This is a genomic window from Streptomyces sp. NPDC004327, from assembly GCF_042873935.1.
Lineage (GTDB): Bacteria > Actinomycetota > Actinomycetes > Streptomycetales > Streptomycetaceae > Streptomyces.
Window position 1 is genome coordinate 463,307 of the sequence record NZ_JBIAME010000002.1, and the last position, 12,272, is coordinate 475,578.

The window sequence follows — 12,272 nt, forward strand, 5'->3', positions numbered from 1 at the left end:
AGGGGGCTGAGGGCGGACGGACAGAGTCCGGCGGGGCGGCGGGAAGGGTCCCGCCGCCCCGCCGGGACGGTCATCGAGCGTTGGTCAGGGCGTACCTCAACAGTGTGCGCACGGCGTCCGACTGACGGTGCTTCAGGGCCCCCGGCACCATTGTCAGCGCGTGCAGCCGCATGGACAGGTGCCGTCGGGCGGCCCGGGCGGCCTTCGGCCAGCCGTGCCGGTCCAGATCGCCGGCCACCTCCTGGAAGAACCGCACGGCCTCGCCGAAGCGGGCACCCGAGACGGCCTCGGAGGAGGACAGGCTGCCGGAGTGGCGCCGGTAGCGGAAGGCGGTGGCCGGCTCGACGACGAGCCGCTCGCCGCGCCGCACCAGCTCGATGATCAGCGCCAGGTCCTGGATGACGGACAGGTCCTCGCGGAAGCTGATCTCCTTGACCGCGTCGGCGCGCCACACGATCGACGGGAAGTACAGCCAGTTCCCGCCCAGCAGGTTCGCGGCCAGCGGCTCGCCGGACATCACCAGGCGGCGCCCGGTGTCCTTGGGCGCGTAGAGCCGCTTCTTCACCTCGTCGCCGAGCGTGGTGGCCGGCATGCCGTGCTCGTCGATGACCTCGACGCCCGGCTGGTAGATCGCCGCGCCGGGCACGGCCGCGATCGCGGCGCGCATCGTCGCGACGTAGTTCGGCAGCAGCAGGTCGTCGCTGCCGAGCATGGAGAAGTGGGTCGACTCGACCAGGTCCACGCACTTGCGGAAGTTGCGGGTGATGCCGAGGTTCTGCTCGTTGCGCTGGTAGCGCACCCGGTCGTCGCCGAGCGAGGCGAACCACTCCGGGACGCCCGGCTCCTTGCCGTCGTCGACGACCGTCAGCCGCCAGTCCGGGTCGGACTGCTCCAGGACACTGCGCACCGCGGCCTGCATCAGACCGGTGTCGCCGTAGTGCGGAAGCATGATGTCGAGGGTCTGCACCCCGGTCCGCGGGACGTCGGTCTCTCGGGCTTCCTCGGTCACTTGGACTTCCTCTTGGGGCCGAGGGCGGAGCGGCGGCTGATCGCGAGCAGCAGGATCATGCCGATGCGGCCCAGGTAGAGCGTGGCCTTCCAGGGGGACTGGCTGGGCGTGCCGGTGGCGCGCGGGCGCATGGCCACGGGCACCTGCTCGACCTGGTAGCCGGCCCGGACCACGGCGATGGTCGACTCGACCGTGTCGCCCAGGTACTCCACCGGGTACCAGTGCGCGAAGACGTCGATGAGGTCGCGGTTGGAGGCGCGGAAGCCGGACGTGACGTCGGTCAGCTTCGTCTTAGCCATCCGCGACAGCCAGAACGCGAGCACCAGCATGGCCCACTTGCGCGGGCCGCGGGTCTCGTAGTCGCCGGTGCCGGCGAACCGCGCGCCCATCACCAGGTCGGCGCCCGCGTCGAGGCGGGCGATCAGCTCGGGCACGTTGCGCGGGTCGTGCTGGCCGTCGGCGTCGACCTGCACGGCGACGTCGTAGCCGTGCTCGTACGCATAGCGGTAGCCGGCGCGCATGGCGCCGCCCACGCCCAGGTTGTACGGGAGCTTCATCACCGTCGCGCCGGCCGCGCGGGCGACCCGGGCGGTGTCGTCGGCGGAGCCGTCGTCGACGACGAGGACGTCGACGCCCGGCAGCGTGGTGTGGACCTCCTTGACGACGTCGGCGACGCCTTCGGCCTCGTTCCACGCGGGCATGATGATCAGGACGCGCTTGCCGTCGATCACGAGCGGTCCCCCTGTCCGGCGGCGCCTCGGCCGGCGGTCTCGTCCGTCTCCGGGAGCAGCTCCCGGGTCTCCTTCAACCGGCCCTGCAGGTCCTGCACGTCGAGCCTGAGCAGCGCGACCTCCTCGGAGAGGGTGCGGCTCTCCTCTTCCAGATGGCCCACCTCGTTGCTCAGCTGGAGGCAGACGATGAAGAGGAAGGCGACACTGAGGAAGAGGATCAGGCTGACGCCCGATGCCACGCCGACCTTGCGCGCCAGGTTGTCGAGACCGCTGGGGAAGAAGCCGAGCGGGATGATGACCAGGCCCGTGAGGACCCAGAGGAACGCGTACTTCTCCTTGAGCTTGCGGCGGCGCAGCAGCTCCACGATGCACGCGACGAGGAAGACTCCGGTCACCGAAGTCAGCATCCACAACTTCACGCCGGGCTCCGGTCTATCGGATGACTCATGAGGAAAGGGCCTGTCTACTCTTCCAAGGTGGGGGCGAAGGGCGCCGCAGGCTACACCCACGCTCCGCTGACCTCGAAGGTCGAACTGGTCTCGGACCGGTCACGGAGAGCGAGGGAATGGTGATCATTCCGATGAGTGCACCGAGCGGTAGCCTACACGAGAGCGAAGAACGAGTGTCATGACGGTGACGACCGCGAGAGCGCCCAGGGCATAGGCGATCTCGACCCTGCTGCGCAGTTCCAGCGGGCTCAGCGTGACCGCCACGAGCACCGCCGTGCCGATGATCCAGGCCATCAGCTGCTGCCGTGCGGCGCCGCTGGTCAGCAGGGCCTGACCGAGCACCATCGCCAGCAGGTACAGCGTCGTGCCGAGCGACAGCCACGCGAAGTCGACCGGCCCGAGCACGTGCGGTGACCCGAAGAGCACGGGCAGCATCCAGGGACCCAGAGTGACGGCGACCAGGCCGAAGGCCGCGCCGAGACCCGCCGTGATCGAGCAGGCCCGCAGCAGCAGCCGCCGGTAGCGGTCCCGGTCGCCCTCGGCCTGCGCCGTGGACAGGCCCGCGAGCAGCGACGCCTGGAAGGCGCCGAACACGAACACCGGCACGCGCGCCACGACGAGCGCCGACAGCAGGGCCGCCACCAGGGCGCTCTGGTCGGTCGCGATCAGCTTGGTGCTGATCACGGCCACGTTCACCAGCACCTGCGCGAGCAGCGTCGAGCCGACGAGCAGACCCAGGTGCTCGATGAGCTCCCGCCACTCGGCCGTCGACCCGGGCCGTGCCCCGCGCAGCGCCGACGGCAGCGTCACCAGGACCGAGATCAGCGGTGCCACGGTCATCACGGAGGCGAACACGAACGGGGACGTCACCCCGGCGAACGCCAGGCCCGCCGACAGGACGATCCGCAGCAGACCGTCGAGCCCCAGCTGGAGCCCGTACGCCTCGAAGCGGCCGAGCCCCGCCAGCATGCCGCGGGTCAGATGGGCGCAGGCGAGCGCCGTGAAGGCACCGGCCAGCGCCCAGATCAGGCTGCGGTCGCCGTGGAAGAACAGATCGGCGAGCGGTCCCGAGAACACCGCGAGCGGCAGCAGCACCGCCGCGAGCAGCCCGCCGGCGAGCGCCGCGCCGCGCCGCAGCACCGGCAGCGCCCCGTCGCCGGCCACCACGCGGGCGGCCACCACCCGGGTGACCTCCTGCTCGACCGGGAAGAACAGGCCGAGCCCGACGGAGGCGACGACCGTCCACAGGACGGAGAAGCTCGCCATGTCGTCGACGGAGAGCGAGTGGCCCGCCGCCGCGAGATGGACGTAGTTCGCGCCGCCGAGCAGCGCCGTGCCGATGCCGACGAAGGCGGTGCCGCGCGGCAGCGCGGTGGTGATGCGGTCGAGCAGGGTCACGCGCCGGACCCGTCCGTCGTCATGGTCCGCAGCGCCTCGGTCAGCTGCTCGCGCCAGTGCGGCTGGGACGCGACGCCCGCGTCGGCCCAGCGCTCGTGGGCGAGCACGCTGTACGAGGGCCGGCGGGCCGGCCGCACGAACTTCTCGGACGTCGTCGGGCGCACCCGCTCCGGGTCCAGGCCGGTCAGCTCGAAGGCCGCCCGCGCCAGGTCGAACCAGGTCGCCGTCTCCGCGGCCGTGCCGTGGTAGACGCCCGCCGGGGCGCGGCCCGCGAGGGCCTGCGCCCCGAGGTCGCGCAGCTGCCGGGCGAGCGCCCGGGTCCAGGTCGGCTGGCCGCGCTGGTCGTCGACCACGTCGACGGTCTCGCGCTGCCCGGCCAGGCCCAGCATGGTCGACACGAAGTTGCGGCCGTGCGCCCCGTACAGCCAGGCCGTGCGGATCACGTAACCGCGCTCCGGCAGCAGCTCCAGGACGGCCCGCTCGCCGGCCAGCTTGCTGCGGCCGTAGGCGTTGATCGGCGAGGTGGGGGCGTCGTGCCGGTACGGCTCGGTGGCGTCGCCCGGGAAGACGTAGTCGGTCGACACCTGGAGCAGCACCGCGCCGGATCCGGCGCAGGCCCCGGCGAGGGCGCGCGGCCCGTCGCCGTTGATCCGGGTGGCCGCGGCCTCCTCGGTCTCGGCGCCGTCGACGTCGGTCCAGGCGGCGGCGTTGACGACCACGTCGTGGCCGGCGACGGCCGCGCGCACGGCCTCGGCGTCGGTGATGTCGAGGTCCTTGCGGGTCAGCGCGGTGACGTCCGCGCCGGCCTCAGCGAGCACGTCGGCGAGGTCGCGGCCGAGCATCCCGGCCGCGCCGGTGATCAGCCAGCGGGTCTGTGCGATGTCCATCAGGAGAGCGCCGCCTTGGCCTTCAGCGGCTCCCACCAGGCACGGTTCTCGCGGTACCAGCGCACGGTGTCGGCGAGACCCTGCTCGAAGGTGACCTGCGGCGTGTAGCCGAGCTCCTCCTGGATCTTGGCGATGGAGAGCGAGTAGCGCAGGTCGTGGCCCTTGCGGTCCTCGACGTGCTCGACCATGTCCCAGCCCGCGCCACAGGCGTCGAGCAGCAGCCCGGTGAGCTCCTTGTTGGTGACCTCGGTGCCGCCGCCGATGTGGTACACCTCACCGGCCCGGCCGCCGCGCAGCACCATCTCGATGCCCCGGCAGTGGTCCGAGACGTGCAGCCAGTCGCGGATGTTCAGGCCCTCGCCGTACAGCGGCACCTTCTTCCCGTCCAGCAGGTTCGTCGTGAACAGCGGGATCATCTTCTCGGGGAAGTGGTACTGCCCGTAGTTGTTGGAGCAGCGGGTCACGACGACGTCCATGCCGTGCGTGCGGTGGTACGAGAGCGCCAGCAGGTCCGAGCCCGCCTTGGACGCCGAGTACGGGGAGTTCGGCGCGAGCGGCCAGTCCTCGGTCCACGAGCCCTCGGCGATCGAGCCGTACACCTCGTCGGTGGAGACGTGCACGAAGCGGCCGACGCCGTGCCGCTTGGCGGCGTCGAGCAGCACCTGCGTGCCCAGCACGTTCGTGGTGACGAACGGCGAGGAGTCGAGGATCGACCGGTCCACGTGGGACTCGGCCGCGAAGTGCACGACGGCGTCCTGGCCGCGCATCGCGTCGTCCACCGTCGCGTAGTCGCGGATGTCGCCGTGGACGAACGTGTAGCCGGGCTTGTCAGCCACGGGGGTGAGGTTCGCCTCGTTCCCCGAATAGGTGAGGTTGTCCAGGACGGTGACCTGGGCGCCCTCACCCGAAGGCAGCTCTCCCGAGAGCAGCGCCCGTACGAACTGTGAACCGATGAACCCGGCGCCGCCGGTGACCAGAATCCTCATAAGGGACACCATTCTATGGGCTGGGGCCGGGACGCCAGGCGGTCCGCCCCCCTGCCGGGGCTGCCGTAGGCTGCTTGCCCATGCGTGGAATTTTGCTCGCCGGTGGTACCGGCTCCCGACTCTGGCCGATCACCCGGGCCGTGTCGAAGCAGCTGATGCCGGTCTTCGACAAGCCGATGATCTACTACCCCCTCTCGACCCTCGTGATGGCCGGGATCAGGGAGATCCTGGTCATCACCGGCCCCGAGGAGCGCCCCCAGTTCGAGCGCCTGCTCGGCGACGGCTCGGACTTCGGGCTCGACATCACCTTCGCCACGCAGGAGCACCCCAACGGCATCGCCGAGGCGTTCGTCATCGGCGAGGAGTTCATCGGTGACGAGCCCGTCGCCCTGATCCTCGGCGACAACATCTTCCACGGCGTCGGCCTCGGCCGGCAGCTCGCGAAGTACGGGCAGCCGGAGGGCGGCGTGGTCTTCGCGCACGCCGTGTCCGACCCCACCGCCTACGGTGTCGTCGACTTCGACGAGAACGGCGTCGCCCGCTCCATCGAGGAGAAGCCGCAGAACCCGAAGTCCCGCTACGCGGTGCCGGGCCTCTACTTCTACGACGGCCGGGTCGTCGAGATCGCCAAGGGCCTGGAGCCCAGCGCCCGCGGCGAGCTGGAGATCACCGACGTCAACAAGTACTACCTGGACCGCGGTGAGCTGCAGGTCTCGGTCCTCGACCGCGGCACCGTCTGGCTCGACACCGGCACCTTCCAGTCCCTCGTCCAGGCGTCCGAGTACGTCCGCGTGGTCGAGGAGCGCCAGGGCATGAAGATCGGCTGCCTGGAGGAGGCCGCCTGGCGGGCCGGCTTCATCGACGACGACCAGCTGCGCCGCCTCGCCGAGCCGCTCACCAAGAGCGGATACGGCGACTATCTGCTCAACCTGCTCGCGTACGAGGCCGAGCGGGTCTGAGCGGTCCGGTCCCGGGAAGCGTCTTCCCGGGACAGCGGTCCATTCATGAGAAGTCCATTAAAAGGAAGCGGCACTATCCATGAAGGTCAACCCGCTCGGCATCGAAGGTGCCTGGGAGTTCGTCCCGCAGCAGCACGGTGACGCCCGCGGTCTGTTCCTGGAGTGGTACAAGGCGGACGCCCTCACCGAGGCCGCCGGTCACCCCCTGAACCTCAAGCAGGGCAACCTCTCCGTCTCCTCCGCCGGCGTCGTGCGCGGCATCCACTTCGCCGACGTGCCGCCCGGCCAGGCGAAGTACGTGACGTGCGTGCGCGGCGCGGTGCTCGACATCATCGTCGACGTCCGGGTCGGCTCGCCGACCTTCGGCCGCTGGGAGGCCGTCCGCCTCGACGACCAGGACCGCAAGGCCGTCTACCTCTCCGAGGGTCTCGGCCACGGCTTCTGCGCGCTGACGGACGACGCCACCGTCTCGTACCTCTGCTCCGAGGGGTACGCGCCGCAGCGCGAGCACGGGATCCACCCGCTCGACCCGGAGATCGCCATCGAGTGGCCGGTCGACGGCGAGCCGGAGCTCTCCGCGAAGGACGCCCAGAGCCCGACCCTGGCCCAGGCCCGCGAGGCCGGGATCCTGCCGGTGTACGAGGAGTGCCTGGCGTTCCGGGCGTCGCTGGCGAACCGGGGCTGAGTCCGGAGCCGGGTGTGAGCCGGGGGCCGGGGCCCGGGTGTGAGCCGGGGGCCCGGCCGGCGCTGAGCCCGGACCGCCCCTGGCCCCGTCCGCTTCGGGTTAGGCTGCCCGAATGACGTGGCTCATCACCGGCGGCGCCGGCTACATCGGTTCCCATGTCGTCAAGTCCATGACGGAGGCCGGTGAGCGGGTCGTCGTCCTGGACGACCTGTCCACCGGCGACCCGGCCAGGGTCCCGGCGGGCGTACCGCTGGAGCGCGGCAGCGTCCTCGACCGGCCCTTCACCGACCGCGTGCTGCGCGAGCACGACGTCCACGGGATCGTCCACCTCGCCGCGAAGAAGGCCGTCGGCGAGTCCGTCGAACGCCCGCTCCTCTACTACCGCGAGAACGTGACCGGCCTCCAGGTCCTCCTGGAGGCCGCCGCCGCGGCCGGCGTGCGCGGCTTCCTCTTCTCCTCCTCCGCCTCGGTGTACGGGATGCCCGACACCGAGCTGGTGACCGAGGACACCCCGTGCGCCCCGCTCAGCCCGTACGGCGAGACGAAGGTCGCCGGCGAGTGGATGGTCCGCTCGGTCGGCCGCGCCCACGGCATGGCCACCGCCTGCCTGCGCTACTTCAACGTCGCCGGCACCGCCGAGCCCGCACTCGCCGACACCGGCGTCCACAACCTCGTGCCGATGGTCTTCCAGCGCCTCGACGCCGGCCGGCCGCCGCTGATCTTCGGCGACGACTACGAGACCCCCGACGGCACCTGCGTCCGCGACTACATCCACGTCGCCGACCTCGCCGACGCCCATCTGGCCGCCGCCCGCCGCCTCGACGCGTACGCGGCGGCAGGCGAGCCACGCGACCTCACCCTCAACATCGGGCGCGGCGAAGGCGTCTCCGTACGGGAGATGATCGACCTGATCCGCGAGGTGACCGGCCGCCCGGTCGCCCCCGAGGTCGTCGCACGCCGCCCCGGCGACCCGGCGAAGGTCGTCGCCTCCGCCGAGCGGATCACCGCCGAGCTGGACTGGAAGGCCCGCCACGACGTCCGCTCCATGATCGCCTCGGCCTGGGCCGCGCACACCGGCGGCGGCGTCCAGCAGCCGGAATAGAAGGGCGCCGCGGAAACGCACTCGCGTAGATTGCGCGACGGACAGCCGAGGCGAGCAGGACGGGCACGATGGGGTCGACGCAGGTGACAGTGGCAAGGCAGTACGTGACGGAAGCCCGCAGGATCGTCGTGAAGGTCGGCTCGTCCTCGCTGACCACCGCGTCCGGCGGGCTCGACGCCGACCGTGTGGACGCCCTCGTGGACGTCCTCGCCAAGGTCCGCAGCGGTGGCGAGAAGGAGATCGTCCTGGTCTCCTCCGGCGCCATCGCGGCCGGCCTCGCCCCGCTCGGCCTGACCCGCCGCCCCAAGGACCTGGCCCGGCAGCAGGCCGCCGCCAGCGTCGGCCAGGGTCTGCTCGTCGCCCGCTACACCGCCTCCTTCGCCCGCTACGGGGTACGCGTCGGCCAGGTGCTGCTCACCACCGACGACACCAGCCGGCGCGCCCACTACCGCAACGCCTACCGGACCCTCGACCAGCTGCTCGCCATGGGCGCGCTGCCGGTCGTCAACGAGAACGACACCGTCGCCACCGACGAGATCCGCTTCGGCGACAACGACCGGCTCGCCGCCCTCGTCGCCCACCTCGTCCGCGCCGACCTCCTCGTGCTGCTCTCCGACGTCGACGGGCTCTACGACGGCGACCCGGCCAAGCCCGGCACCTCGCGCATCGCCGAGGTCGCCGGCCCCGCCGACATCGCCCACGTCGAGATCGGCTCCGCCGGCAAGGCGGGCGTCGGCACCGGCGGCATGGTCACCAAGGTCGAGGCGGCCCGGATCGCCGCTGCCGCCGGCATCCCCGTGGTCCTCACCTCCGCCAGCCGCGCGGCCGACGCCCTCGCGGGCCGCGACACGGGCACGTACTTCCACCGCACCGGCCGCCGCTCCGCCGACCGGCTGCTCTGGCTCGCCCACGCCTCCACCCCGCGCGGTGCGCTGGTCCTCGACGACGGGGCCGTGACCGCCGTCGTCGACGGCAAGAAGTCGCTCCTCGCCGCCGGAATCGCCGCCGTCGAGGGGGAGTTCTCGGCCGGCGACCCGGTGGAGCTGCGCGACACCGCGGGCCGCCCCGTCGCCCGCGGCCTCGTCAACTTCGACGCCAAGGAACTGCCGCGGCTGCTCGGCCGGTCCACCCGTGACCTGGCCCGCGAGCTGGGTCCCGAGTACGAGCGCGAGGTCGTGCACCGAGATGACCTCGTCGTGATGTGAGCAGCTCGTGAAACTCCCGCCTGTGAACCGAAACGGCTGAAAGTCTGGTCATCCGGTAGGGACCTTTACCAAAACCGCCCCATGCGCCGCCCGGGACTGGTCAACTTTGTCTCGGGGAGCACGAGGGGGCGGGCAAGACAGCACGCGCAGCAGAACGCAGCAGCATGCGACACGCACGCAGCACAGGCATCACACAGGAGGCCGCCGGTGAGACGAGCGCGCCCAGGGGCACACCCCCGCGGGACGGCCGAACGCGCCCTGACGAGCGTCGAGGCCGGAGCCGACTTCGACGACATCGACGACATCGACGAGGAGTCCGCGAAGGACACACGGGCACGGGGCCGGGAGGCCGCGGCGGAGCCGGAGGCGGAGATGGAGGTGTCGAAGCTCTGGCACATCACCCTCAGCGTCTCCGGGCGGGAGGCCCCGCTGAAGGAGGTGCGCCGGGCCCTGGAACAGCTGGCCCATGACCACCCCTTCCTGCTGACCAGCCGCTACGCCAACGACCACGCCGAGATCCGCTACTGGGAGGAGGCCCGCGACCTCCACGACGCCGCGGCCGTCGCGCTGCGGCTGTGGGGCGAGCACCGGCAGAGCGCCCAGCTGCCGCCGTGGGAGATCGTCGGCCTGGAGGTCATTGACCGCGAGACCTACCACCAGCGGATCGCCGAGGGATACGGCCCGCCGCCGGCCGCCCCGGTCGGCGTCCACCCCTACTGAGACCGGCACCGGGACCAGGGCCCCGCGATGACCGAGAACCGGCCAATGCCGCGGGGGCGGGAGCCCCGCCCGCCGACGTCTCGCAGAACGGGACGGCCGGCGGACACGTGAGGGATGTCCGCAGGGGTGCCAGTACCCTGCGGACATGACCTCGCTCATGCCCTTCGACAACATGTCCCCGGTCACCCAGGCCGCCTACCGGGCCCGTGCCGCCGCCGCCGAGATCGCGCCACTCCCGCGCGCGGCGAAGGACGACGCCCTGCTCGCCGTCGCGGACGCCCTGGAGGTCCGCACGGCCGAGATCGTCGAGGCCAACGCCGAGGACGTCGCCCGCGCCCGCGAGGCCGGCACCAGCGAGTCCGTCATCGACCGGCTCACCCTCACTCCCGAGCGCGTCCGCGCCATCGCCGCCGACGTCCGGCACGTGGCCGCCCTGCCCGACCCGGTCGGCGAGGTCGTCCGCGGCTCCACCCTCCCCAACGGCATCGACCTGCGCCAGGTCCGCGTCCCGCTCGGCGTCGTCGGCATCATCTACGAGGCCCGGCCCAACGTCACCGTCGACGCCGCCGCCCTCTGCCTCAAGTCCGGCAACGCCGTCCTGCTGCGCGGCTCGTCCTCCGCGTACTCCTCCAACACCGCCCTGGTGAAGGTGGTCCGCGACGCCGTCGGCGGCGCCGGACTGCCCGCCGACGCCGTCCAGCTCGTCCCCGGCGAGTCCCGCGAATCGGTGCGCGAGCTGATGCGCGCCCGCGGCCTCGTCGACGTCCTCATCCCGCGCGGCGGCGCCTCCCTCATCAAGCGGGTCGTCGAGGAGTCCACCGTCCCCGTCATCGAGACCGGCACCGGCAACTGCCACGTCTACGTGGACGCCGAGGCCGACATCGACATGGCCGTCGACATCCTGATCAACTCCAAGGCCCAGCGGGTCAGCGTCTGCAACGCCGCCGAGACCCTCCTGGTCCACAAGGACATCGCCGCCGCCTTCCTGCCGCGCGCCCTCGACGCGCTCGCCGAGGCCGGCGTCACCGTCCACGCCGACGAGCGGGTCCTCGCCCTCGCCGAGGGCGGCAAGGCCACCGTCGTCCCGGCCACCCCCGAGGACTGGGAGACCGAGTACCTCTCCTACGACATCGCCGCCGCCGTCGTCGACTCCCTGGACCGGGCCGTCGAGCACATCCGGCTCTGGACCTCCGGTCACACCGAGGCCATCGTCACCACCTCCCAGGCCGCGGCCCGCCGTTTCACCCAGCTGGTCGACTCCACCACCGTCGCCGTCAACGCCTCCACCCGCTTCACGGACGGCGGACAGTTCGGCTTCGGCGCCGAGATCGGCATCTCCACCCAGAAGCTGCACGCCCGGGGCCCCATGGGCCTCCCGGAACTCACCTCCACCAAGTACATCGTGACCGGCGACGGCCACATCCGATAACCCGTTCGCCCGGCCCTCGGGCGGCCGGAAGAGGGCAGGGACGGCTCGCGCTTTCCCTGCCCAAAACGCCCTCCCGGGTCTACTCTGAACCCGTGCCGGACGACGTGGGGGGCATGCCGTTCCCGAACGGCGAGGACCCCGAGGACTCTGTCGACCGCGGCGGCGCAGACGACGACTTCGCCACCGTGGTCTTCGACGAGGACTTCGTACGGGCCGCCACCGTCCACGAGCCCACCGCCGTCGAGCGGCTGCTCGCCGCCGCCCAGGCCCGCGCCGAGGCGGAGGCCGCCCGCGCCCGTGCCGTGGCCGGTCTGGCCGACGACGACCTCTTCGACGGCTACGACGCCGGCCGCCTCCCCGAGGGCTACGACCCGGACACCGCCGACGACGAGCTCGGCCCCTACGGCCCGCACGGCGGCGCCCTGCGCCCCTACCGGAACAGCGCCCGCTGGCACCGCCCGGTCGCCTGGGTGCTCGCCCTGGTGATGGGCGTCGGCATGGTCGCCCTCGCCTTCAGCGCCGTCTACCGGGGCGCGGCCAACAACCGGCAGGACCGCATCCCCCCGCCGCCCGCCGCCGACGTGGACAAACCGCGCGCCGTCCCCACCATGGCCACGGCTCCCTCCGCGCCCCCCGTCCCGGCCGCTCCCGGCACCCCTTGACCCGTTCGCCGCAGCCTCGTCGCATTTCTTGCGAAGTTGTCGTGTACCTG

13 protein-coding genes are annotated in these 12,272 nt (G+C 72.0%); 7 read left to right on the forward strand and 6 right to left on the reverse strand.

Annotation, left to right across the window (positions count from 1 at the left end; all coding sequences use genetic code 11):
- Positions 1-70 precede the first annotated feature (70 nt).
- From ACFYU9_RS08065 to rfbB, 6 genes are all read right to left on the reverse strand, one after another.
- Positions 71-1,009 (reverse strand): glycosyltransferase family 2 protein, encoded by a 939-nt coding sequence (locus tag ACFYU9_RS08065; RefSeq protein ID WP_389206108.1) that lies wholly within the window; start codon positions 1,007-1,009, stop codon positions 71-73.
- Entirely contained in the window at positions 1,006-1,740 is a 735-nt protein-coding gene (locus ACFYU9_RS08070; RefSeq protein ID WP_389206106.1) for a glycosyltransferase family 2 protein, read from the reverse strand. Before ACFYU9_RS08070 ends, ACFYU9_RS08065 begins: the two co-directional genes overlap by 4 nt.
- The gene (locus tag ACFYU9_RS08075) at positions 1,737-2,147 is read right to left on the reverse strand and encodes a DUF2304 domain-containing protein (protein WP_389343633.1); all 411 of its coding nucleotides are present in this window, start codon (positions 2,145-2,147) and stop codon (positions 1,737-1,739) included. The genes ACFYU9_RS08070 and ACFYU9_RS08075 overlap by 4 nt, the downstream gene beginning before the upstream one ends.
- 165 nt (positions 2,148-2,312) lie before the next feature.
- Positions 2,313-3,587, reverse strand: a complete 1,275-nt coding sequence (locus tag ACFYU9_RS08080; protein ID WP_389206102.1) for a hypothetical protein — start codon at positions 3,585-3,587, stop codon at positions 2,313-2,315.
- Complete coding sequence (gene rfbD / locus ACFYU9_RS08085; protein WP_389206100.1) at positions 3,584-4,474, reverse strand: dTDP-4-dehydrorhamnose reductase; 891 nt, start codon at positions 4,472-4,474, stop codon at positions 3,584-3,586. The genes ACFYU9_RS08080 and rfbD overlap by 4 nt, the downstream gene beginning before the upstream one ends.
- Entirely contained in the window at positions 4,474-5,460 is a 987-nt protein-coding gene (gene rfbB, locus ACFYU9_RS08090) for a dTDP-glucose 4,6-dehydratase (protein ID WP_389206098.1), read from the reverse strand. The genes rfbD and rfbB overlap by 1 nt, the downstream gene beginning before the upstream one ends.
- Positions 5,461-5,540: 80 nt before the next feature.
- On the opposite strand from rfbB, the gene rfbA reads away from it, so the two are divergent.
- From rfbA to ACFYU9_RS08125, 7 genes are all read left to right on the forward strand, one after another.
- A complete protein-coding gene (gene rfbA / locus ACFYU9_RS08095) occupies positions 5,541-6,419 on the forward strand; it encodes a glucose-1-phosphate thymidylyltransferase RfbA (RefSeq protein ID WP_389206096.1) in 879 nt (292 codons plus the stop codon).
- 79 nt (positions 6,420-6,498) lie between these two features.
- Positions 6,499-7,104, forward strand: a complete 606-nt coding sequence (gene rfbC / locus ACFYU9_RS08100) for a dTDP-4-dehydrorhamnose 3,5-epimerase (RefSeq protein WP_389206094.1) — start codon at positions 6,499-6,501, stop codon at positions 7,102-7,104.
- 112 nt (positions 7,105-7,216) lie between these two features.
- On the forward strand, positions 7,217-8,206 hold the full coding sequence (gene galE, locus ACFYU9_RS08105; protein WP_389343636.1) for a UDP-glucose 4-epimerase GalE: 990 nt from the start codon (positions 7,217-7,219) through the stop codon (positions 8,204-8,206).
- Between the two features lie 68 nt (positions 8,207-8,274).
- Positions 8,275-9,411: a glutamate 5-kinase gene (gene proB, locus ACFYU9_RS08110; protein WP_389343639.1), complete on the forward strand. Its 1,137-nt coding sequence runs from the start codon at positions 8,275-8,277 to the stop codon at positions 9,409-9,411.
- A gap of 207 nt (positions 9,412-9,618) precedes the next feature.
- Positions 9,619-10,131: a hypothetical protein gene (locus ACFYU9_RS08115; protein WP_389343642.1), complete on the forward strand. Its 513-nt coding sequence runs from the start codon at positions 9,619-9,621 to the stop codon at positions 10,129-10,131.
- A 145-nt stretch (positions 10,132-10,276) separates the two neighbouring features.
- Positions 10,277-11,560 carry a glutamate-5-semialdehyde dehydrogenase gene (locus ACFYU9_RS08120; RefSeq protein ID WP_389206086.1) on the forward strand — a complete coding sequence of 428 codons (1,284 nt, stop codon included), beginning with the start codon at positions 10,277-10,279 and terminating at the stop codon, positions 11,558-11,560.
- A 92-nt stretch (positions 11,561-11,652) separates the two neighbouring features.
- Entirely contained in the window at positions 11,653-12,222 is a 570-nt protein-coding gene (locus tag ACFYU9_RS08125) for a hypothetical protein (protein WP_389206085.1), read from the forward strand.
- The last annotated feature ends 50 nt before the right edge of the window (positions 12,223-12,272 follow it).